This window comes from Citrobacter sp. Cpo030 (genome assembly GCF_030333005.1).
GTDB classification, from domain to species: domain Bacteria; phylum Pseudomonadota; class Gammaproteobacteria; order Enterobacterales; family Enterobacteriaceae; genus Citrobacter; species Citrobacter portucalensis.
The window spans coordinates 288,177-311,597 of record NZ_JAOWGT010000075.1; the positions used below are offsets into that span (position 1 = coordinate 288,177).

The 23,421-nt window shown below is 53.2% G+C and carries 20 protein-coding genes; 10 read left to right on the forward strand and 10 right to left on the reverse strand.

Annotation, left to right across the window (positions count from 1 at the left end):
- The first annotated feature begins 103 nt into the window (after positions 1-103).
- Both rapA and rluA read left to right on the forward strand, forming a co-directional pair.
- A complete protein-coding gene (gene rapA, locus OGY37_RS22620; protein WP_063941096.1) occupies positions 104-3,010 on the forward strand; it encodes an RNA polymerase-associated protein RapA in 2,907 nt (968 codons plus the stop codon).
- A gap of 11 nt (positions 3,011-3,021) precedes the next feature.
- Complete coding sequence (gene rluA / locus OGY37_RS22625) at positions 3,022-3,681, forward strand: bifunctional tRNA pseudouridine(32) synthase/23S rRNA pseudouridine(746) synthase RluA (RefSeq protein ID WP_003018849.1); 660 nt, start codon at positions 3,022-3,024, stop codon at positions 3,679-3,681.
- A gap of 95 nt (positions 3,682-3,776) precedes the next feature.
- Here the strand turns inward: rluA and djlA are convergent, their stop codons facing one another.
- On the reverse strand, positions 3,777-4,592 hold the full coding sequence (gene djlA / locus OGY37_RS22630; RefSeq protein WP_008786173.1) for a co-chaperone DjlA: 816 nt from the start codon (positions 4,590-4,592) through the stop codon (positions 3,777-3,779).
- A 379-nt stretch (positions 4,593-4,971) separates the two neighbouring features.
- On the opposite strand from djlA, the gene lptD reads away from it, so the two are divergent.
- Genes lptD through apaH form a run of 6 tightly spaced genes read left to right on the forward strand, consistent with a single transcriptional unit; the run spans position 4,972 to position 11,711 of the window.
- On the forward strand, positions 4,972-7,326 hold the full coding sequence (gene lptD, locus OGY37_RS22635) for an LPS assembly protein LptD (RefSeq protein WP_286621961.1): 2,355 nt from the start codon (positions 4,972-4,974) through the stop codon (positions 7,324-7,326).
- Positions 7,327-7,379: 53 nt separating this feature from the next.
- A complete protein-coding gene (surA, locus tag OGY37_RS22640) occupies positions 7,380-8,666 on the forward strand; it encodes a peptidylprolyl isomerase SurA (protein WP_003829603.1) in 1,287 nt (428 codons plus the stop codon).
- Positions 8,666-9,658, forward strand: a complete 993-nt coding sequence (gene pdxA, locus OGY37_RS22645) for a 4-hydroxythreonine-4-phosphate dehydrogenase PdxA (RefSeq protein ID WP_126319277.1) — start codon at positions 8,666-8,668, stop codon at positions 9,656-9,658. Before surA ends, pdxA begins: the two co-directional genes overlap by 1 nt.
- A complete protein-coding gene (gene rsmA / locus OGY37_RS22650) occupies positions 9,651-10,472 on the forward strand; it encodes a 16S rRNA (adenine(1518)-N(6)/adenine(1519)-N(6))-dimethyltransferase RsmA (RefSeq protein WP_003829609.1) in 822 nt (273 codons plus the stop codon). Before pdxA ends, rsmA begins: the two co-directional genes overlap by 8 nt.
- Before the next feature lie 2 nt (positions 10,473-10,474).
- Positions 10,475-10,852 carry a Co2+/Mg2+ efflux facilitator ApaG/CorD gene (gene apaG / locus OGY37_RS22655; RefSeq protein ID WP_003018867.1) on the forward strand — a complete coding sequence of 126 codons (378 nt, stop codon included), beginning with the start codon at positions 10,475-10,477 and terminating at the stop codon, positions 10,850-10,852.
- Positions 10,853-10,862: 10 nt separating this feature from the next.
- Positions 10,863-11,711 carry a bis(5'-nucleosyl)-tetraphosphatase (symmetrical) ApaH gene (gene apaH, locus OGY37_RS22660; RefSeq protein ID WP_003829612.1) on the forward strand — a complete coding sequence of 283 codons (849 nt, stop codon included), beginning with the start codon at positions 10,863-10,865 and terminating at the stop codon, positions 11,709-11,711.
- Between the two features lie 96 nt (positions 11,712-11,807).
- Here apaH and folA read toward each other — a convergent pair whose 3' ends face one another.
- The 9 genes from folA to OGY37_RS22705 form a co-directional block, all read right to left on the reverse strand.
- Entirely contained in the window at positions 11,808-12,287 is a 480-nt protein-coding gene (folA, locus tag OGY37_RS22665) for a type 3 dihydrofolate reductase (RefSeq protein WP_003018873.1), read from the reverse strand.
- A gap of 198 nt (positions 12,288-12,485) precedes the next feature.
- The gene (gene kefC / locus OGY37_RS22670) at positions 12,486-14,348 is read right to left on the reverse strand and encodes a glutathione-regulated potassium-efflux system protein KefC (protein WP_149335407.1); all 1,863 of its coding nucleotides are present in this window, start codon (positions 14,346-14,348) and stop codon (positions 12,486-12,488) included.
- Positions 14,341-14,871: a glutathione-regulated potassium-efflux system oxidoreductase KefF gene (kefF, locus tag OGY37_RS22675; RefSeq protein ID WP_286621962.1), complete on the reverse strand. Its 531-nt coding sequence runs from the start codon at positions 14,869-14,871 to the stop codon at positions 14,341-14,343. The genes kefC and kefF overlap by 8 nt, the downstream gene beginning before the upstream one ends.
- Before the next feature lie 103 nt (positions 14,872-14,974).
- A complete protein-coding gene (locus OGY37_RS22680) occupies positions 14,975-15,208 on the reverse strand; it encodes a YgdI/YgdR family lipoprotein (protein ID WP_003018880.1) in 234 nt (77 codons plus the stop codon).
- A 91-nt stretch (positions 15,209-15,299) separates the two neighbouring features.
- Entirely contained in the window at positions 15,300-16,643 is a 1,344-nt protein-coding gene (locus OGY37_RS22685; protein WP_003829621.1) for an MFS transporter, read from the reverse strand.
- A gap of 147 nt (positions 16,644-16,790) precedes the next feature.
- Positions 16,791-17,078, reverse strand: coding sequence for a ferredoxin-like protein FixX (fixX, locus tag OGY37_RS22690; RefSeq protein WP_000203736.1), 288 nt, complete (start codon positions 17,076-17,078; stop codon positions 16,791-16,793).
- A complete protein-coding gene (locus tag OGY37_RS22695; RefSeq protein ID WP_275145867.1) occupies positions 17,075-18,361 on the reverse strand; it encodes an FAD-dependent oxidoreductase in 1,287 nt (428 codons plus the stop codon). Before OGY37_RS22695 ends, fixX begins: the two co-directional genes overlap by 4 nt.
- A 48-nt stretch (positions 18,362-18,409) precedes the next feature.
- Positions 18,410-19,351 (reverse strand): electron transfer flavoprotein subunit alpha/FixB family protein, encoded by a 942-nt coding sequence (locus tag OGY37_RS22700; protein WP_148362461.1) that lies wholly within the window; start codon positions 19,349-19,351, stop codon positions 18,410-18,412.
- A gap of 15 nt (positions 19,352-19,366) precedes the next feature.
- The gene (locus OGY37_RS22705) at positions 19,367-20,137 is read right to left on the reverse strand and encodes an electron transfer flavoprotein FixA (RefSeq protein ID WP_032942343.1); all 771 of its coding nucleotides are present in this window, start codon (positions 20,135-20,137) and stop codon (positions 19,367-19,369) included.
- 480 nt (positions 20,138-20,617) lie between these two features.
- On the opposite strand from OGY37_RS22705, the gene caiT reads away from it, so the two are divergent.
- Together caiT and caiA are read left to right on the forward strand one after the other, a co-directional pair.
- Positions 20,618-22,135 (forward strand): L-carnitine/gamma-butyrobetaine antiporter, encoded by a 1,518-nt coding sequence (gene caiT, locus OGY37_RS22710; protein WP_003829695.1) that lies wholly within the window; start codon positions 20,618-20,620, stop codon positions 22,133-22,135.
- A gap of 34 nt (positions 22,136-22,169) precedes the next feature.
- Positions 22,170-23,312 (forward strand): crotonobetainyl-CoA dehydrogenase, encoded by a 1,143-nt coding sequence (gene caiA / locus OGY37_RS22715; RefSeq protein ID WP_063941089.1) that lies wholly within the window; start codon positions 22,170-22,172, stop codon positions 23,310-23,312.
- Positions 23,313-23,421: the final 109 nt, after the last annotated feature.

Consider the following 23,421-nt stretch of genomic DNA (forward strand, 5'->3'; position numbering starts at 1 on the left):
TGATTTATTAGCCTGGTAGCGGGGTCGTATGCTCTCAATAACGGGGACTAGCCCGGAAAATGACGAGTATTGCCTGCAATTAAAGATATAGAGCCGAACATATATGCCTTTTACACTTGGTCAACGCTGGATCAGCGATACAGAAAGCGAATTGGGACTTGGTACTGTTGTCGCCATGGATGCGCGAACCGTCACTTTACTTTTCTCATCGACGGGCGAAAACCGTCTGTATGCGCGCAGTGATTCCCCCGTGACCCGCGTGATGTTCAATCCTGGCGATACGATAACAAGCCATGAAGGCTGGCAACTGCATGTCGATGAAGTAAAAGAAGAAAACGGCCTGCTTGCCTATATCGGAACCCGCCTGGATACCGAAGAAACCGGTGTCACGCTGCGTGAAGTACTGCTCGACAGCAAACTGGTATTCAGTAAACCACAAGATCGCCTGTTTGCCGGCCAGATTGACCGTATGGATCGCTTTGCTCTGCGCTATCGCGCACGTAAATTTCAGAGCGAACAATACCGTATGCCGTGGAGTGGTTTGCGTGGTCAACGTACCAGCCTGATTCCTCACCAGCTGAACATTGCCCATGATGTTGGCCGTCGTCATGCCCCTCGCGTTTTACTAGCAGATGAAGTGGGTTTAGGTAAAACCATTGAAGCCGGGATGATCCTGCATCAACAACTGCTGTCCGGCGCCGCAGAGCGCGTGCTGATCATCGTCCCAGAGACATTACAGCACCAGTGGCTGGTCGAAATGCTGCGCCGCTTCAACCTGCGTTTTGCACTGTTTGATGATGAGCGTTATGCAGAAGCGCAGCACGACGCCTACAACCCGTTTGAAACCGAACAACTGGTCATCTGCTCGCTGGACTTTGCCCGTCGTAATAAACAGCGTCTGGAGCACCTGTGTGACGCCGAGTGGGATCTGCTGATTGTCGATGAAGCCCATCACCTGGTATGGAGCGAAGACGCGCCCAGCCGCGAATATATGGCCATTGAACAACTGGCAGAACGTGTGCCGGGCATCCTGCTGCTAACCGCTACACCGGAACAGCTGGGCATGGAAAGTCACTTCGCGCGCCTGCGCCTGCTGGACCCGAGCCGTTTCCACGATTTCGCCCAGTTTGTTGAAGAGCAAAAAAATTATCGTCCGGTCGCCGACGCCGTCGCGATGCTACTGGCAGGCAACAAGCTGAGTAACAATGAGCTGAACATGTTAGGCGACATGATTGGCGAGCAGGACATTGAGCCGCTATTGCAGGCGGCAAACAGCGACAGCGAAGACGCACAGAGCGCGCGTCAGGAGCTGGTTTCGATGCTGATGGACCGCCACGGCACCAGCCGCGTCCTGTTCCGTAACACCCGTAACGGCGTGAAAGGCTTCCCGAAACGCGAACTGCATACCATCAAGCTGCCGCTGCCGACCCAATACCAGACGGCGATTAAAGTCTCCGGCATTATGGGCGCGCGTAAAAGTGCAGAAGACCGGGCGCGCGACATGCTCTACCCGGAACAGATTTATCAGGAATTCGAAGGCGACACCGGCACCTGGTGGAACTTTGACCCGCGCGTGGAATGGCTGATGGGCTACCTGACCAGCCACCGCTCGCAAAAAGTGCTGGTTATCTGCGCGAAAGCCACTACCGCGCTTCAGCTGGAGCAGGTTCTGCGCGAGCGCGAAGGTATCCGCGCCGCCGTATTCCATGAAGGGATGTCGATCATTGAGCGTGACCGCGCCGCAGCATGGTTTAGCGAAGAAGATAGCGGCGCCCAGGTAATGCTGTGCTCTGAAATCGGCTCCGAAGGGCGTAACTTCCAGTTCGCCAGCAATCTGGTGATGTTTGACCTGCCGTTCAACCCGGATCTGCTGGAACAGCGTATTGGCCGTCTGGACCGTATTGGTCAGGCGCATGATATTCAGATTCACGTTCCGTACCTGGAAAAAACCGCGCAATCTGTGCTGGTGCGCTGGTACCACGAAGGTCTGGATGCGTTCGAACACACCTGCCCGACCGGCCGTACCATCTATGACACGGTCTATAACAATCTGATCGGCTACCTGGCTGAACCAGAAAATACCGAGGGCTTTGACGATCTGATCAAAACCTGCCGCGAACAGCATGACGCGCTGAAAGCACAGCTGGAGCAAGGTCGCGATCGCCTGCTGGAGATCCACTCTAACGGCGGCGAAAAAGCGCTGGCACTGGCTGAGAGTATTGAAGAACAGGACGACGATACCAGCCTGATCGCCTTCGCCATGAACCTGTTTGATATCGTCGGTATTAATCAGGATGACCGTGGCGACAATTTGATCGTGCTGACGCCGTCCGATCATATGCTGGTGCCGGATTTCCCTGGGCTGCCGGAAGATGGCTGCACCATTACGTTCGAGCGCGATGTCGCCCTGTCGCGTGAAGATGCACAATTTATTACCTGGGAGCATCCGCTGATCCGCAATGGTCTGGATCTGATCCTCTCCGGCGACACCGGAAGCAGCACTATTTCGTTGTTGAAAAACAAAGCATTACCTGTTGGTACACTGCTGGTTGAGCTGGTCTATGTTGTTGAAGCGCAAGCACCGAAACAACTGCAGCTAAACCGCTTCCTGCCACCAACGCCGGTACGCATGCTGCTGGATAAAAACGGCAATAACCTTGCTGCACAGGTGGAGTTCGAAACCTTTAACCGTCAGCTCAGCGCCGTTAACCGCCACACCGGCAGCAAACTGGTCAACGCCGTGCAGCAGGATGTTCATGCCATTCTGCAACTCGGTGAAGCGCAGGTGGAAAAATCAGCCCGCGCGCTGATCGACGCAGCGCGTAAAGAAGCTGACGAGAAGCTGACGGCAGAACTTTCCCGTCTCGAAGCGCTGCGTGCCGTTAACCCGAACATCCGTGATGACGAACTTAGCGCAATCGAAAGCAACCGTCAGCAGGTGATGGAAAGCCTGGATCAGGCGGGCTGGCGTCTCGATGCCCTGCGCTTGATCGTCGTGACGCATCAGTAACGGAGCCATACATGGGGATGGAAAACTACAATCCGCCGCAGGAACCCTGGCTGGTCATCCTGTATCAGGATGAACACATTATGGTGGTCAACAAGCCGAGCGGCTTGTTGTCTGTGCCAGGTCGTCTGGATGAGCACAAAGACAGCGTGATGACGCGTATTCAGCGCGATTATCCGCAGGCTGAATCCGTGCATCGTCTGGATATGGCCACCAGCGGCGTGATTGTAGTCGCGCTAACCAAAGCGGCAGAGCGCGAGCTAAAACGCCAGTTTCGCGAGCGCGAACCGAAAAAGCAGTATGTTGCACGCGTCTGGGGGCATCCCGCTCCGGCCGAGGGTCTGGTTGATTTGCCGCTGATTTGTGACTGGCCAAACAGGCCAAAGCAAAAAGTGTGTTATGAGACCGGGAAATCGGCGCAGACAGAGTATGAAGTCGTGGAGTTCGCAGCGGATAACACCGCCCGGGTGGTGCTCAAACCCATTACCGGACGCTCCCACCAGCTGCGTGTGCATATGCTGGCTTTAGGGCATCCGATCCTGGGCGACCGCTTCTATGCTCCGCCGGAAGCTCTGGCGTTAGCGCCGCGCCTGTTGCTGCATGCAGAGATGTTAACCATCACGCATCCCGAATACGGCAACAGTATGACGTTTAAAGTCCCGGCGGATTTTTAAATTCTGAGCCAATTTATGCCGGGGGCGCTTCGCTTGCCCGGCCTACATTCATTAACGTAGGCCGGATAAGGCGCTAGCCGCATCCGGCAATTCAATCACTTGAATCCTTTTTGATCCTTAATCAGCTCGTAAGCTTTTTGGATTTCCTGCGCTTTTTGCTTCGCCATTTCCATCATCTCTGGCGGCAGACCTTTCGCAACCAGTTTGTCCGGATGGTGCTCGCTCATCAGCTTACGGTAAGCCCGTTTTATGGTAGTCGCATCGTCGGTCGTTTTCACACCCAGTACATTACAGGCGTCTTCCAGCGTCGGGCCACGTTGCGCCTGCTGCCAGCCACCGCCGCCAGACTGCTGCTGATATCCGCCGCCAAACTGTGCGCCGCCCTGCATCATGCGCAGGAACTGATCAAATTGGGTGCGTGAGATCCCCAACTCTTCAGCAATCACATACAGCACTTCACGTTCGTTAGGATGCAACGACCCATCGGCAAATGCCGCCTGGATCTGAATCTCCAGAAACATGCGGATCAGATCGAATCGACCAAAACAGACGCTGCGAAACTGACGCATCTTTTCACGTAATGGGTAATTATCCGATTTTCCTACCCGGAAGGCATGTTGTGCTGCCGTTCGCGAGTCACCGTGCAAATTCATCCGATCCATCAACTGGCTGGCGATATGAATATCGGCTTCCGTGACGCGACCTTTGGATTTGGTCAGATGTCCCATCACCTCAAAAGTGGTGGCAAAAAACAGCGCCTGGCGTTCACGTTGGTTGGCAAACCACGCCATTTTGCGCATGCGGGCTTTGTCGAACATGTGGCCAACTAACAGCCCCAGAACCACACCCCAGAAGCCGCCGCCCATCATTAAGGCCACGGCTACACCAATTATCTTTCCCCAATACTGCATAGACTCCCCAAATCTTTCCGCTCTCAGCCAGGCTATGTCCCACAATATAAGGTGCTTTTACCGATTTACGGCTGCGGTCAATTGTGGGACATCGCCTATAATTTGCATTATCATACCTGTCATTCAATGCCGTGCCTAACACCACAAACGCTATACCCGTTGGATTTCGAGTTGCAGCAAGGCCGCAACGTAGTGAGTCCCCTGGAGCTTACCCATGTAAGTGACTGGGGTGAACGAGGAAGACAACGAAGATGCAGCTTGAAAGGTGGCAGGTATAAAATGGGCAGGATTAATACTAGCGAAGTGAAGATGAGATAAGTTAGGCTGTGACCGTTTGTCACGCGCGACGCTACTGATGATGGAACAATAAATACAACGTATGAAAAAACGTATTCCCACTCTTCTGGCCACCATGATTGCCAGTGCCCTCTATAGCCATCAGGGCCTGGCAGCCGATCTCGCCTCACAGTGTATGCTGGGCGTGCCGAGCTATGACCGTCCTCTGGTACAGGGCGAGACTAATGAGTTACCCGTCACCATCAATGCCGACAACGCAAAAGGGAATTATCCCGATGACGCGGTGTTTACCGGCAACGTGGATATCGCACAGGGTAACAGCCGCCTGCAGGCCGACGAAGTGCAGCTTCATCAGAAGCAGGCTGAAGGCCAGCCGGAGCCAATTCGTACCGTCGATGCGCTGGGCAATGTCCATTATGACGACAATCAAGTTATTCTGAAGGGGCCGAAGGGCTGGTCCAATCTGAATACCAAAGATACCAACATCTGGGAAGGTGATTACCAGATGGTCGGCCGTCAGGGGCGCGGGAAAGCTGACCTGATGAAACAACGTGGGGAAAACCGTTATACCATTCTGGAAAACGGTAGCTTTACCTCCTGTCTGCCAGGTTCCGATACCTGGAGCGTCGTCGGTAGCGAAGTTATCCACGACCGTGAAGAACAGGTCGCAGAGATCTGGAACGCCCGTTTTAAACTGGGTCCGGTTCCAGTCTTTTATAGTCCTTATTTACAGTTACCCGTCGGCGATAAGCGCCGTTCCGGTTTCCTGATCCCGAACGCAAAATATTCCACCAATAACTATTTTGAGTTCTACCTCCCGTATTACTGGAACATTGCGCCCAATATGGACGCCACCATCACGCCGCACTATATGCACCGTCGCGGCGGGATCATGTGGGAGAACGAATTCCGCTACCTCACCCAGGCGGGTGCGGGCTTGATGGAGTTCGACTATCTGAATTCCGATAAAGTGTACGAGGACGAACATCCGAATGATGACAATTCACGTCGCTGGCTGTTCTACTGGCAGCACTCTGGGGTGATGGACCAGGTGTGGCGTTTCAACGTCGACTACACCAAGGTCAGCGACTCCAGCTACTTTAACGACTTTGACAACAAGTACGGTTCCAGTACCGATGGCTACGCCACGCAAAAATTCAGCGTCGGATACGCGGTGCAGAACTTTGACGCCACGGTATCGACCAAGCAGTTCCAGGTCTTTGCTGATCAGAACAACAGTAGCTACTCCGCTCAGCCACAGCTAGACGTTAATTTCTATCAGAATGACGTCGGTCCGTTCGATACCCGGATTTATGGGCAAGCGGTGCATTTCGTTAATACCAAGGATTACATGCCGGAAGCAACGCGTGTTCACCTGGAACCGACGATCAATCTGCCGTTGTCGAATAACTGGGGCAGTGTCAATACCGAAGCGAAGCTGCTGGCAACGCACTACCAGCAGACCAACCTGGATTGGTATAACACCAATAATGCCACTAAGCTTGATGATTCCGCCAACCGCGTCATGCCGCAGTTTAAAGTCGACGGCAAGATGGTATTCGAGCGTGACATGCAAATGCTGGCGCCGGGTTATACCCAGACGCTGGAGCCGCGCGCGCAGTACCTGTACGTCCCGTATCGCAACCAAAGTCATATCAATAACTATGACTCCTCCCTGCTGCAATCTGACTACAGCGGCCTGTTCCGTGACCGCACCTATAGTGGTCTGGACCGTATCGCTTCTGCCAACCAGGTAACGACCGGGGTCACATCTCGCGTTTATGATGACGCGGCCGTTGAACGTTTTAATATTTCTGTGGGTCAAATCTACTATTTCACCGAGTCACGCACTGGCGATGACCATACAGAATGGGAGAATGACGACAAAACAGGTTCACTGGTATGGGCAGGCGATACCTACTGGCGCATCTCCGATCGTTGGGGTTTACGCAGTGGAATCCAGTACGACACGCGTCTGGACAGCGTTGCAACCAGCAGCAGCAGTATTGAATACCGTCGCGATGAAAACCGGATGCTGCAATTGAACTACCGTTACGCCAGTTCGGAGTATATCCAGGCTACTTTGCCGTCTTACTACTCTACGGCAGATCAGTATAAAAACGGGATTTCGCAGGTGGGCGCGGTAGCAAGCTTCCCGATTGCTGAGCGTTGGTCGATTGTCGGTGCTTACTACTTCGATACCAACGTGAACAAAGAAGCAGATTCAATGTTGGGCTTACAGTACAACTCCTGCTGTTACGCCATTCGCTTTGGCTACGAGCGTAAGCTGAACGGTTGGGATGACAAAATGCAGCACGCGATTTATGACAACACGATCGGCTTTAATATCGAACTCCGCGGCCTGAGCTCAAACTACGGTCTCGGCACGACTCAAATGTTACGTTCGAACATTTTGCCGTATCAAAGCGCTTTATGATCTGATTGATTTACAACGTAATCCGCATTGCGGTTAATTGAAATGGAAAAAGTATGAAGAACTGGAAAACGCTGCTTCTCGGTATCGCCATGATCGCGAATACCAGTTTCGCTGCCCCACAGGTAGTCGATAAAGTCGCAGCCGTCGTCAATAACGGCGTCGTTCTGGAAAGCGACGTCGATGGCTTAATGCAGTCAGTAAAACTGAATGCAGGTCAGGCAGGTCAGCAATTACCGGATGACGCCACGCTGCGTCATCAGATCCTGGAACGTTTGATCATGGATCAAATCCTCCTGCAAATGGGTCAGAAGATGGGTGTTAAAATCTCTGATGAGCAGTTGGATCAGGCTATTGCCAACATCGCCAAGCAGAACAACATGACGCTGGATCAGATGCGCAGCCGTCTGGCACAGGATGGCTTAAGCTATTCAACCTATCGTAGCCAGATCCGCAAAGAGATGACCATCTCCGAAGTGCGTAACAACGAAGTTCGCCGTCGCGTCACTATCCTGCCTCAGGAAGTGGATGCCCTGGCGCAGCAGGTAGGCAACCAAAACGATGCCAGCACCGAGCTGAACCTGAGCCACATTCTGATCCCATTACCGGAAAACCCAACGTCCGACCAGGTTAACGCAGCTGAAAGCCAGGCGCGCTCTGTTGTTGATGAAGCGCGTAACGGTAGTGATTTCGGAAAACTGGCTATTACTTATTCCGCTGACCAGCAGGCGCTGAAAGGCGGTCAGATGGGTTGGGGACGTATTCAGGAGCTGCCGGGTATCTTTGCCCAGGCGTTAAGCACTGCGAAAAAAGGCGATATCATTGGCCCAATTCGTTCCGGTGTCGGCTTCCACATCCTGAAAGTCAACGATATGCGTGGCCAAAGCCAGAGCATCTCCGTGACTGAAGTTCATGCTCGCCACATTCTGCTTAAGCCGTCGCCGATCATGACCGATCAGCAGGCGCGTCTGAAGCTGGAACAAATCGCGGCAGATATTAAGAGCGGTAAAACTACCTTCGCGGCAGCCGCTAAAGAGTTTTCTCAGGATCCAGGCTCTGCCAACCAGGGCGGCGATCTGGGCTGGGCTGCAGCGGATATTTTCGACCCTGCTTTCCGCGATGCGCTGACCAAACTTAACAAAGGCCAGATGAGCGCCCCGGTGCACTCCTCTTTCGGTTGGCATCTGATCGAACTGCTGGATACGCGTAACGTTGATAAAACTGACGCAGCGCAGAAAGACAGAGCTTACCGTATGCTGATGAACCGTAAATTCTCGGAAGAAGCAGCAACCTGGATGCAGGAACAGCGCGCCAGCGCTTACGTTAAAGTTCTGAGCAACTAATGACTCGTGCTCAACGCGTTGTTATCACTCCCGGCGAACCCGCCGGGATTGGCCCGGACCTGGTGGTTCAACTCGCCCAGCGCGAGTGGCCTGTAGAACTCGTTGTCTGTGCGGATGCAGCACTCCTCAATGACCGGGCAGCGATGCTCGGTTTACCGCTTTCACTCCTCCCATACTCTCCAGATACCCCAGCCAAACCGCAATCAGCAGGCACATTGACGCTGTTACCGATTGCGCTGCGGGCACCTGTTGTCGCGGGTCAGTTGGCGGTAGAAAACGGGCAATATGTGGTGGATACGCTGGCTCGCGCCTGCGATGGTTGTCTGCAAGGTGAGTTTGCGGCGCTGATCACCGGCCCGGTTCACAAGGGCGTTATCAATGACGCTGGCGTCCCGTTTACCGGACATACCGAGTTTTTTGAAGAGCGCTCACAGGCAAAGAAAGTTGTTATGATGCTGGCGACCGAAGAGCTGCGCGTTGCCCTGGCAACCACGCATTTGCCGCTCAGAGCCGTTGCCGACGCCATTACGCCCGCCCTGCTTCAGGAAGTGATCGGCATTTTGCATCATGATTTACGCACCAAGTTCGGCATTGCCGATCCGCATATTCTGGTGTGTGGTCTTAACCCGCATGCTGGTGAAGGCGGTCATATGGGAACGGAAGAGATAGATACCATCATTCCGGTACTCGATGAACTGCGTGCGCAGGGAATGAAATTAAACGGTCCGCTGCCCGCAGATACGCTGTTTCAGCCCAAATATCTCGACCACGCGGATGCCGTGCTGGCAATGTACCACGATCAGGGTCTCCCCGTGCTAAAATACCAGGGATTTGGTCGCGGTGTGAATATCACGCTGGGCCTGCCCTTTATTCGCACATCCGTCGATCACGGCACCGCACTTGAACTCGCGGGCCGTGGACAAGCAGATGTCGGCAGTTTTATTACGGCGCTTAATCTCGCCATCAAAATGATTGTTAATACCAATGAATAATCGAGTCCATCAGGGCCATTTAGCCCGTAAACGTTTCGGGCAGAACTTCCTCAACGATCAGTTTGTGATCGAAAGTATTGTCTCTGCTATCAACCCGCAGAAAGGTCAGGCTATGGTCGAAATCGGCCCGGGCCTGGCGGCATTGACCGAACCAGTAGGCGAACGTCTGGACAAGCTCACGGTCATTGAACTCGACCGCGATCTGGCAGCACGCCTACAGACACACCCGTTTTTAGGGCCTAAGCTGACAATTTATCAGCAAGATGCCATGACCATGAACTTCGGCGAACTGGCACAAACGATGGGACAGCCGCTGCGCGTATTCGGCAACCTGCCGTACAACATCTCCACGCCGCTCATGTTCCATCTTTTTTCCTATACTGATGCCATTGCCGACATGCATTTCATGTTGCAAAAAGAGGTGGTCAATCGTCTGGTTGCAGGGCCAAACAGTAAAGCGTATGGTCGATTAAGCGTCATGGCGCAGTATTACTGCAATGTGATCCCGGTACTTGAAGTACCGCCTTCCGCATTTACGCCAGCGCCTAAAGTTGATTCAGCCGTTGTGCGTCTGGTCCCTCATACGACGATGCCGTACCCGGTTAAAGATGTTCGTGTGCTGAGCCGTATTACCACCGAAGCGTTTAATCAGCGCCGTAAAACGGTACGTAACAGTCTCGGCAACCTGTTTAGCGTTGAAGTACTGACAGAGCTGGGCATTGATCCGGCGATGCGAGCGGAAAATATCTCTGTCGCGCAATACTGCCGGATGGCTAACTATCTGTCAGAAAACGCGCCATCGAAGGAGAGTTAAACATGATCAATTCGCCCCGAGTGTGCATTCAGGTACAAAGCGTCTACATTGAGGCGCAATCCTCACCTGATGATGAACGTTACGTTTTTGCTTACACCGTAACTATCCGCAATTTGGGGCGAGCGCCTGTGCAGCTGTTGGGGCGTTATTGGTTGATCACTAATGGTCATGGCCGCGAAACCGAAGTTCAGGGTGAAGGCGTGGTTGGCGTCCAGCCCCACATCGAACCCGGCGAAGAGTACCAGTACACCAGCGGTGCGGTGATTGAAACACCGCTGGGCACCATGCAGGGTCATTACGAAATGATCGATGAACAAGGCATCGCCTTTACCATCGATATTCCCGTATTCCGACTCGCCGTTCCAACACTCATTCATTAAAACAATAACTATGGCGACATACCTTATTGGCGACGTTCACGGTTGTTACGATGAACTGGTAGCCTTGCTGCATCAGGTAGACTTTAATTCCGAAAAAGACACCCTATGGCTCACCGGCGATCTGGTCGCTCGTGGACCGGGCTCGCTGGACGTTTTGCGCTACGTGAAATCACTGGGCGACAGCGTGCGGTTAGTATTGGGTAATCACGATTTACACCTGCTGGCCGTATTCGCCGGTATCAGTCGTAATAAACCTAAAGACAGGGTCACATCGCTGCTCGAAGCACCGGATGCCGACGAATTACTTAACTGGCTCCGCCGTCAACCGCTGTTGCAGGTAGACGAAGAGAAGAAGCTGGTGATGGCGCATGCCGGTATCACCCCACAGTGGGACCTGCAGACGGCAAAAGACTGTGCTCGCGATGTTGAAGCCGTGCTGTCGAGCGACTCGTATCCCTTCTTCCTTGATGCGATGTACGGCGACATGCCCAATAACTGGACCCCGGAACTGACCGGGCTGGCGCGCCTGCGTTTTATTACCAACGCCTTTACCCGCATGCGTTACTGCTTCCCTAACGGTCAGTTGGATATGTACAGCAAAGAGTCACCAGAAGACGCACCTGCCCCGCTGAAGCCGTGGTTTGCCATTCCTGGACCTGTCAGTGAAGCGTACAGCATTGCATTCGGGCACTGGGCATCGCTGGAGGGTAAAGGCACGCCAGAAGGCATTTACGCGCTGGATACGGGGTGTTGCTGGGGAGGCGATCTCACCTGTCTGCGCTGGGAAGACAAACAGTACTTCGTGCAGCCGTCAAATCGCCATCTGAATCTGGATCCTGGCGAAGCGGTCAACGCCTGATAGGTTTATGCCTGATGGCGCTACGCTTATCAGGCCTACATCTGGCACAAAAGTAGGCCGGATAAGGCGTTTCACCGCCATCCGGCACTTACAGTATTAACGACGTTCCAGAATCTCGAAGCAGTAGCTGTGAGAGTTTTGCGCGTCGGCATCGTGGAATTCACTGAACACCGACTCCCAGTCATCTGGTTCGTAGTCCGGGAAATGCGTATCCCCTTCAACTTCCGCATCAATATGCGTCAGATACAGTTTCTGCGCTTTTGGCAGGAACTGCTCATACACACGCCCACCGCCAATTACCATAATTTCAGGTTCATCGCCGCAGGCCGCAATTGCTTCATCCACAGACTTCACCCACTGCACGCGATCGTCGGTGCCTGGCTTACTGCTGATGACGATATTTTTACGCCCAGGTAACGGTCGCCCGATGGATTCCCAGGTGTGGCGTCCCATGACAACCGGCTTGTTTAAGGTATTACGTTTAAACCAGGCGAGATCGGCAGGTAGGTTCCACGGCATGGCGTTTTCCATACCGATGACGCGATCTACCGCTAACGCCGCAATCAGACTGATCATTGAATGTTTCCCGGATACAAAAAAATTGTCGCCACTATACGGAAAGCGCAATCTTTCGTCGACTGGCGGAAAGAGGATGAACAGGAAAATTTTCCGTTCTGCTGGCGAACCGACCTATTTAAGGTGGTACGCCAGCATTACAGTAGTTCAAAAACAGTCAATTAGCAGTAAAGTTTGCAGAACATCACATTTTTTACCCTATGCTGACGGTTTCACTTCCGGCTCATCGGCGACGTCGCCCGTATGCTTACCTTCATCCGTGCCTTGCCAGCCATGGCGTTGAATTAACGATAAGTGCTGACGATCTTCCGCAATAATTTCACTCAGCATTGCGCTGGTGCGTTTATAAACGGCCGCGCGGGAAGTCGCGTCATTTTCCCCTCTCACCATCTCCTCTACCATCATGGTATTGAATCGGCGGAATACGTCAGCCCGCTCACGTGCCTCATAGCGCCCAAGCCCGAGACCTTCCAGCGCCAGACGTCCGGTCTTCAATGCACCTTCAAAGGTTTCACGTTCCGGCATATCCACGCCCGCCTGGCGCAGGCGGATGTAATGATCCACGTCGCGCGCACGAGCAATAATTTGCAGATGCGGGAAATGCTCTTTAACCATTTCGGTTAATTGCAGACTGGTTTGCGGATCGTCAATGGCATTAATAATGACTTCAGCTTTCGCCGCCCCGGCAGACTCCAGCAGATCCATCCGGGTCGCGTCGCCATAGAAAACCTTCATCCCGAATTTACGCAGCGTTTCGATATGGTCCGGGTCATGATCAAGAACCACCATTTTGACCCCGCTCGACAACAGCAAACGACCGGTTATCTGGCCAAATCGCCCAAACCCGGCGATGATCACCCTAGGTTGTTCCTCATCGATTTCATCGGCTTCCCGCTCTTCCTCAGTCGCCGATTTTTCCAGACGCGTCAAAATCACCAGCAAAATCGGCGTAGCCGCCATCGACAACGCCACCGCCAGCGTCAGCGATTTCGCCCAGTCAGGATCGAGCACATTTGCCATTTGCGCCGCGCCAAACACCACAAAGGCAAACTCACTGCCCTGCCCTAATAATACGGCAAACCAGCGACGCTGCTTGTTCGGCACCTGCAACGGTTTCGCTATCAACCACAGCATGACGGTTTTGATAACCAGGAAACCGACCAGTAGAATGATAATGCGCAAGGGATTATCAATCAGCGTACCAAAGTCGATAGACATCCCTACACCGATGAAAAACAGCCCCAGCAGCAGTCCTTTAAATGGTTCAATGTCGCTTTCCAACGCGTGGCGATACTCAGAGCTTGCCAGCAGCACCCCAGCCAGGAATGCCCCCATCGCCATCGACAATCCAACCTCTTCCAACAGCAGACCGAAGCCAAACACGAGGAACAGCGCAACGGCACTGAACACTTCCCGCAGGCCCGAACGGGCGACAAAACGCAAGGCAGGACGTGTGACATAACGACCTAACAGCACCACCAGCACCAGTGCGCCCGCTACCTTAAGGGCAGACAATGCAAACGCCCCAAGCGTTGTTGATGCGCCACTCGCTGCCAGTAATGGGATCATCGCCACCAGTGGAATAGCAGCGATATCCTGGAACAGCAGCACGGCAAAGGCGCTGCGACCCATTTGCGAAACCATCAGGTTGCGTTCATTCATTGCCTGCATAGCGATAGCCGTAGAGGAAAGCGCCAGTGTCATGCCGATCAGCTCCGCTACCTGCCAGCGCAGACCGAGGAACATACAGAACACACCAATCAGGCCTCCGCAAACCACCATTTGCAATGCGCCGCCGCCGAACACCGAGGCTCGCAGTTTCCACAAACGTTGCGGATCCAGTTCAAGGCCGATAACAAACAGCATCAGCACCACACCGATCTCCGCAAAATGCAGGATGGATTCGGCGTCCGTTACCAGCCTCAGGCCCCATGGGCCGATAATGCACCCGGCGATAAGATACCCCAGTACAGACCCGAGTCCCAGCCGTACGGCGATGGGGACAATTAGTGCCGCCGATCCGAGATAAATCAGCGCCTGTATCAGCGTATGGCTATCCATGGCGTGCCTCCTGCCATTCCATCAGACGCTGTTTGTAGTGACGCGCCTGCGCTTGCAGGGTTTCATCATCACAGATAAACGTACAGTGCATCGCAAACGGCGGTAGCCATTTGAGACCACAATAAAGTGCCGTCGCCTGTAAGGGTTGAGAAAGCACATCAAATCCGGGATGGGAGCCAATATCGAAGTGGTTTTCACCGCCGCCGGTCGTCACCGCCCACAGCAGATGTTTACCGTGCAGCGCAGTACCGCCATGGCCATACGCCCAGCCGTGCGAAAGGACTTTATCCATCCACAGCTTGAGTAATGGAGGTGTGCTGTACCACTGCATCGGATGCTGCCAGATGATCAAATCAGCGCGTGCCAGCGCATCCTGTTCAGCGGCAATATCGATATTGAAGTCGGGGTAGAGCTGGTAGAGCGAGCGGATCTCCACGCCCTCCAGCGTCCTTGCCTGTTCAAGCATCCGCTTATTCGCATGCGAGTGCTGCGGATAGGGATGCGCATAAATGATGAGGATCATGATTAGCCTGTTTCACTGCATTATTGTAATAACAGTGAGTTTAGTCAGTTAATCCGCAGGCTAACAGTCAATATTATTGAGTAGATGAATGGAAAAAACTGGGTTAGTTGTCCAGCTCACTCATATCCTTAACCTGATCGCGGTTAATCTGTTCCGTCTTACCCGTTTGCGCATTTTTATACGACACCAGGCCAGTATCATCATCGACTTGCGGTTTGCCGTCAGTGACGATTGTTTTGCCATCGGTGGTTTTAACCGCCTGGTTTGAGGAACAACCGGCTACGGTAAATAGTGCTGCTGCGGTAAAAATTGAGGTGATCAGGATATGTTTTTGCATGGTGTTCTCCCTGCTTTTCAGTTGTTTTCAGTGATATACCCAGTTAACTGTAGGCTAACTGACTGAGTTGCAGGGAAAATACAGAACACTCCTAATAACTCGCCCTGGTCACGGGCTTACTGCGAATCGTCATTTGACTGGTTTGCGCCAGCGTCAGACCTCGCGTTTCCGGGGCGAAAGCGATGGACACCAGCAGGCCAATCAGCGAAATTCCTGCGCCCATCAGCATGACATTGCTGATCCCGTATTTGGTAATGAACACCGGCAGCGCCCAGGTTGAAACAATGGTGCCGATGCGGCTTAAGGACATAATCACCCCGACGGCAGATGCGCGAATGTCGGTAGGGAACAGTTCATTTGGGTACAGCCACTGAAGATTTCCCGGTCCCCCCGAGAAAAAGGCGTACACGGCAAACGCCAGCACCACCAGCCACGCTCCCATATCAGGAATTAACCCCAGCACGGCCAGCGCCAGCGTCATCATAATAAAGCTGCCAATTAACAATGGCCGACGGCCCGCGCTATTGAGCCAGAACATGGGTGGAATGCACCCCAGCATAAAGCACAGGCTTATCACCACATTGCCCAACGCCGCGCTTTTCCCGGCACCAAGCCCCAACAGTCCAACAATCTGCGGACCAAAGGTATAAATGGCGAACATCGGGATCACCTGACAGGTCCAGATAGCGGCAACAAACAGGACAAACGGGAAATGACGGCGGTTAAACAGCTGCAGGAAGCGCGTCTCCTGCGGCGCCTCTTCGTCGAACACCACCGGTTCGCCGAACAGTTTGATCATCATCGCTTCACACTCTTTCACCCGACCTTTACGCAGCAGCCAGCGCGGCGATTCAGGAAGATCGAAGCGCCCAATCAGGATCAAAATACAGGGGATCACCGCGCTGCCCAGCATCCAGCGCCATCCGCCCTCAACATCATACAGCCAGTAACCGACCAGATCGGCACAGGTGGCGCCGACATACCACATCGCGGCGATAAAACCGATGGAGAAAGCGCGCTGGCGGGTATTGGAGAACTCGGTAATCATCGAGGTAGCAATCGGATAATCGGCACCAATCACAATGCCGATCAACACGCGCATCACCAACAGCTCAACGGGCGAGGAAACAAACATGGTTGCCGCCGATATCACGCCAATGGCGATAATATCGATGATGAACATTTTGCGCCGCCCGACCTTATCGGAAATGTAGCCAAACAGCGACGTCCCCACAAACAGACCGGCGAGCGTGCCGGCCCCCAGCAGACCAATCCACTGAGCGTCCAGTTTCAACGCTGGCGTGAGCTGTTCCAGCGCTACGCCAATCATCACCAGCACATAACCATCCAGAAATGGCCCACCGCTTCCCCACAGCATTATCCGGCGGTGAATAGAGGTAAATTTGATGTCATCAAAGTTCCTGGGCTGCTGCATAGCGACTTCCTGTTTCAACACGGGCAAAGCGTCATCTGTAGGCCGGATAAGGCGTTTACGCCGCCATCCGGCATTGGCGCCACATGATTGCCGGATGGCGACGCTACCGCGTCTTATCCGACCTACGGGTGCACAACCTCGTACTTATTAGCCGTAGCGAAACTCCACGCCAAATGTCCCGCGCGGGTATTCCCATTTTTCCAACGCTGTATCAAGTCCGAGAATGCGGCACGTTCCGCACTCCAGGCATCCGGCGTAATCAAAACGAACGCTGCCGTCGTCCTGCTTTTTATACAGTCCGGCTGGACAAGCCTTAATCAGTACTTCCAGCGCCTGTTTATCAGGATCGGTTTTGAGAATGATGTGCGGGCTGTCTTCATCCACATTAAACTTATTGACGCCCAGTTTGACGTCCACATTGACGGGAGATGTCATAATACGGTCACTCCTTTCAGGCCATCTTTCATCAGGTTGATGAAGCCCACTTTCTTCGCATGACGCAGGATTTTTTTGCGCATTGGCACCGGAGCGGAACCATCCACGGTGAACAGGTCGCGCGCGATACTGACCGCCATTTCGGGATAGGCGGTAAACATGCGTGGGTTATCAAGGAAAGCGGGAAGCTTCTGATACATGCGCATATCGCGCATTGGACCATCATCGAGATGCTGACGGTATTCGCCCAGCGACTGCTTGCTGAAGTCGTCGCGCTTCATCGCGGAAAGCACCGTTTTCGCCGCCGCTTCGCCTGCAGATATGGCGAGATCCATACCACGGATGGTAAAGCCGAGGTTCATACACATTCCGGCAGCATCACCGGCAATCAGCACTCCGTCACCCACCAGTTCAGGCTGCATATTCATACCGGCCTCCGGTACGACGTGCGCGGCATATTCCACCAGCTTGCCACCAGCGATCAGTGGGGCAACCGCCGGATGCTGTTTGAAATCTTCCAGCATTTGTGGGACCGATTTTTTAGCATCTTTCAGATGATGAAGACCGCAGACCAGCCCCAGAGAAAGGGTCGTTTCATTAGTATAGAGGAAGCCCCCGCCCATCAACCCATCGGTTGGCGAACCGGCAAACAGGCAGGCTGCGCCTTCGTTCTCCTGTAACTGGAAACGATCTTCAATCACCGATTTTGGCAATTCGATCAGCTCTTTTACGCCAACGGCAACATGCGATGCCTCAACGCGCTTTGCCATGCCCAGTTTTTCTGCCAACAAAGAATTCACCCCGTCAGCGAGGATCACCACTTTGGCTTCCAGAATATCGCCGTCGGCTTCCACGCCCACAACTTTGCCTTCGCGCTGCACAACATTATCTACCCGAATACCGGTGATAAGCTGGGCTCCCGCCTCCTCGGCCTGCTCCATCAGCCAGGCGTCAAATTTGCTGCGTAAGACGGAATAAGAAACCTGCGACGATGCGGCCTCTTCACCATTGCAATAGTCGATGGTCATCGCCCCTTTGTCGGTCATAAAGGCGAGTTTTTCGTGGGTGATGATGCGTTCAATGGGGGCCTGCTCAGCAAAGCCGGGAATGATGCGTTCCAGGCTATGGGCATACATGCGCCCACCGGTGACATTCTTCGCGCCAGCAGAATTGCCGCGCTCGATGACCAGCACCTGTGCACCTTCCCGAGCCAGCACCAGCGCCGCAACCGAACCGGCCAGACCTGCACCCACGATGATGGCATCAAAGATATCTTCGGACATACGTACTCCTGTCAGTGGCAGGATACTTTCGCATCCTGCCCGAATGGTTTAACGCGCCAGAGCAGCCGTCAGCGCAGGCAGGATCTTCAGCGCATCGCCAACGATGCCAAAATCTGCGTACTGGAAGATCGGCGCATTTTTATCTTTGTTGATGGCGAAAATCGTCTGCGCGCCGTTGGCGCCGACCATATGTTGGATCTGTCCGGAGATCCCCACGGCCAGGTACAGTTCTGGTTTGAGCATCAGGTTGGAAATGCCGACGTAGCGTTCGTGCTCCATCCACTTCTCGTTTTCCGCCACTGGACGGGAACAGGCCAGCTCAGCGCCAATCGCCTGGCACAGCGCTTCGGCCAGCGAGATATTTTCTTTGCTACCGATACCGCGCCCCACGCTGACCACCAGACGGGCTTTGTCGAGATCAACGCTATTGCTCTGACGCGCCTGAGTGGCCGTACGGGTCACGGCGATAGCCGGAGCCTGCCACTGGACGGTGTGCACCTCGCCGCTGCGAGCGGTATCCGGTTGCTGCGCGTCAAACGTTCCACTGCTGAGTGTGATCACAGCAAACGGTGAAGCGATTGTTTCTGCTCCCATCGCCAGGCCGCCGTAGACCATATGTTTGACCGCCGCTTTTCCGTCCTGTACTTCGACTGCGCTGGCGTCGTTTGAAACCGCAGCCGACAAGCGAAAGCCCAGCTTTGCCGCTAACAGCTTGCCCCGACGCGTATTCGGCAGCAGCACCGCGCCGCCCTCGCTGTGCTGACGAATGGTTTCGGCCATCGCATCGGCGTAGTCTTCAACCATACGGTCTTCTGGTTTGCCGCTGAGCAGCCAGACATGATCCGCCCCTAAATGGCATGCCGCCGCGCCGTCCTCATCGCTGAGCACAAACGTGTTAACGTTTTCACCTAAAGCCTGCGCACCATTCATCAGTTCCGGCAGACGAGAAGGGGTATCGCTGAATACCCAGACACTGGAAAATTTGTTCATAACATCCCCTGATAATTAAATGATTTTGCGAAGATTCTCGACAAACGCGGCAATCTGTTCTTCACCGTCACCTTCAATCACAACGCGCTGACGCTCGCGCTGCTTCGGTGCGGCAACCTGTTGTTCCGAATACGCTTGCGCGCCGTTCAGCCCAATGTCCGCAGACGACCAGACCTGGACCGGTTTTTTCGCTGCACCAAGAATGGCTTTCATGGAAGGGATTTGAGGGGTGTTGATGTCGGTAGAGACCGCGATCACCGCAGGAAGCGGGATACTCAGGGTTTCAACTTCATCTTCCAGTTCACGCTCTACCGTCAGCGTGCTGTCGGTAAGAGAGAGGATTTTACTCACGCCGTTAATCGCCGGCACGTTCAGCATTTCGCCCACCAGCAGACCAACCTGCTGAGCATAAAGATCGGAAGAACCGTCGCCGCAAATAAGCAGATCAAAACCTGATTTTTGTGCGGCGGCAGCCAGCGCAGTGGCGGTTTGTTGCGGCAGCGCCTGTTCAAATTGATCGTCAATGACAACAATCAGTTCATCAGGGCCACGGGAGAGCACATCTTTGCGCCCTTTTGCATTGGTCAGCGCTTTGCCGCCGACGCTCATGGCCACAACCTGAGCCTCTCCCACCTGCTGTTTTAACTGGCAAGCCGCTTCGATCGCATTCAGATCATATTGGCTGATTTTGCCATCCGCTTTGCTGAAATCGAGTGTTCCATCAGCATTATTAATCGCAATATCCTGCTCATCAGGTACGCATTTGTAGCAAGTAATTATCTTCATTGCATCTCCAGAAATCATGAAGGAAACGTATTTATATCGGCGGTGTTAAATACAGATATCACGCTCTTTAATTCGGAAATAAAACATTAATCACCAATATTGAAAATGTCACACATTGATATTCGTAACTTTCAATAGTGTTATGCACCTCACCAATATTGAAAGAAACATGTCAATTACGAAAATTTTCAATATTGTTTGCTGGTTCAACAATATTGAACGCCAGTCACTTAAAAAAGTTAAAAAATCAACATTAACATTATGATTAATAAAAGAATTATTTGGATTTCCAGACAAAATAACCAGCATAAAAAAGTGTGACACAGATAACAGAATAGCCGGAAGTGAATACCCATTATGAGTTACTCACTGAGGCGCCCCAGAGGTTAAAAAGTTATCAACAAATCATTAATAACAAATAAACAAACAATCACATACGGGCACGCTAAATAAATTTCGTTTTCACACTGGAATTCACTTATGAAAAATGAAAAGAGAAAGTCGGGAATTGAACCGAAGGTTTTTTTTCCGCCATTAATAATTGTTGGGATACTTTGTTGGCTAACAGTAAGAGATCTTGATGCCGCTAACGTCGTTATTAATGCGGTATTCAGTTATGTCACCAACGTCTGGGGTTGGGCATTCGAATGGTATATGGTCGTCATGCTCTTCGGTTGGTTCTGGTTGGTCTTTGGCCCATATTCGAAAAAGAAATTAGGCGACGAAAAACCCGAGTTTAGTACCGCCAGCTGGATTTTTATGATGTTCGCTTCCTGTACATCCGCCGCGGTGCTGTTCTGGGGTTCCATCGAGATCTACTACTATATCTCTACCCCGCCTTTTGCTCTCGCCCCCAACTCCGTTGGCGCAAAAGAGATAGCTCTGGCGTACAGCTTGTTCCACTGGGGACCGCTGCCGTGGGCAACCTACAGCTTCCTTTCAGTCGCGTTCGCCTACTTCTTCTTTGTACGCAAAATGGACGTTATCCGCCCCAGTTCCACACTGGTGCCGTTAGTTGGCGAGAAGCATGCTAAGGGCTTGTTCGGCACCATCGTCGATAACTTCTATCTGGTGGCGCTGATCTTCGCGATGGGCACCAGCCTCGGTCTCGCTACCCCGCTGGTAACCGAGTGTATGCAATGGCTGTTCGGTATTCCGCATACGCTGCAACTCGACGCCATCATCATTACCTGCTGGATCATATTGAACGCCATTTGCGTGGCCTGCGGCCTGCAAAAAGGGGTCAAGATCGCCAGCGACGTACGTAGTTACCTGAGCTTCCTGATGCTCGGCTGGGTGTTTATCGTCAGCGGCGCCAGCTTCATCATGAACTACTTCACCGACTCGGTCGGCATGCTGCTGATGCATCTGCCACGCATGCTGTTCTATACCGATGCCATCGGCAAAGGCGGCTTCCCGCAGGGCTGGACTGTTTTCTACTGGGCGTGGTGGGTCATTTACGCCATCCAGATGAGTATCTTCCTGGCACGTATTTCTCGCGGTCGTACCGTACGTGAACTGTGTTTCGGGATGGTACTGGGCCTGACCGCATCCACCTGGATCCTGTGGACCGTCCTTGGCAGCAACACGCTGCTGCTGATGGATAAAAACATTCTCAACATCCCGCAGCTAATTGAACAACACGGCGTGGCGCGCGCCATTATCGAAACCTGGGCTGCTTTACCGCTCAGCACCGCCACCATGTGGGGATTCTTTATCCTCTGCTTTATTGCCACCGTCACGCTGATCAACGCCTGCTCCTACACCCTGGCGATGTCCACCTGTCGCGAAGTTCGTGATGGTGAAGAACCGCCGCTGTTGGTGCGTATCGGTTGGTCCGTTCTGGTCGGCGTCATCGGCATCGTTCTGCTGGCGCTGGGTGGGTTGAAGCCCATTCAGACCGCAATTATCGCCGGGGGATGTCCGCTGTTCTTCGTCAACATCATGGTGACGCTGTCCTTTATTAAAGACGCCAAAGTGCACTGGAAAGACAAGTAATTCTTATTAACCCAATTGATCAAGAGGCTGAAAGATGGATTTCAACTTAAATGACGAGCAGGAACTGTTTGTCGCCGGTATTCGTGAACTGATGGCCAGTGAGAACTGGGAAGCTTATTTTGCCGAGTGCGATCGCGACAGCGTCTACCCTGAGCGTTTTGTAAAAGCGCTGGCGGATATGGGCATCGATAGCCTGTTGATCCCGGAAGAACATGGCGGACTTGAAGCCGGTTTTGTCACCGTTGCCGCTGTTTGGATGGAACTCGGACGTCTTGGTGCACCGACTTACGTGTTGTACCAATTACCAGGCGGTTTTAACACTTTTCTGCGTGAAGGTACCCAAGAGCAAATTGATAAAATCATGGCGTTCCAGGGGACCGGTAAGCAGATGTGGAACTCTGCTATCACCGAACCGGGAGCGGGATCGGATGTTGGCAGTCTGAAAACCACTTATACACGCAAAGATGGTAAGGTTTATCTTAATGGCAGTAAGTGCTTTATCACCAGTAGCGCCTATACCCCGTACATCGTGGTGATGGCGAGAGATGGTGCATCGCCGGATAAACCTGTTTATACCGAGTGGTTTGTTGACATGAGCAAGGCGGGTATCAAGGTCAACAAGCTGGAGAAACTCGGTCTGCGCATGGATAGCTGCTGTGAAATCACCTTTGACGACGTTGAACTGGACGAGAAAGACATGTTCGGTCGGGAAGGTAATGGTTTCAACCGCGTAAAAGAAGAGTTTGACCATGAACGCTTCCTCGTCGCGCTGACCAACTACGGTACGGCAATGTGCGCTTTTGAAGACGCCGCGCGTTACGCCAACCAACGCGTACAGTTTGGCGAAACGATCGGCCGTTTCCAGCTGATCCAGGAGAAGTTCGCGCACATGGCGATCAAACTGAATTCCATGAAAAACATGCTGCTGGAAGCCGCATGGAAAGCGGATAACGGCACCATTACTTCGGGTGACGCGGCAATGTGTAAATACTTCTGCGCCAACGCCGCGTTCGAGGTGGTAGACACCGCCATGCAGGTACTGGGAGGTGTTGGTATCGCGGGCAACCACCGCATCACGCGTTTCTGGCGTGACCTGCGCGTTGACCGTGTTTCTGGTGGTTCTGACGAAATGCAGATCCTGACGTTGGGTCGTGCGGTACTCAAGCAATACCGATAGAACGACGCAACCTGTAGGCCTGATAAGACGCCTTAGCGTCGCCATCAGGCACTCAATGCCGGATGGCGGCGCGAGCGCCTTATCCGGCCTACATGGACACCCATAAATG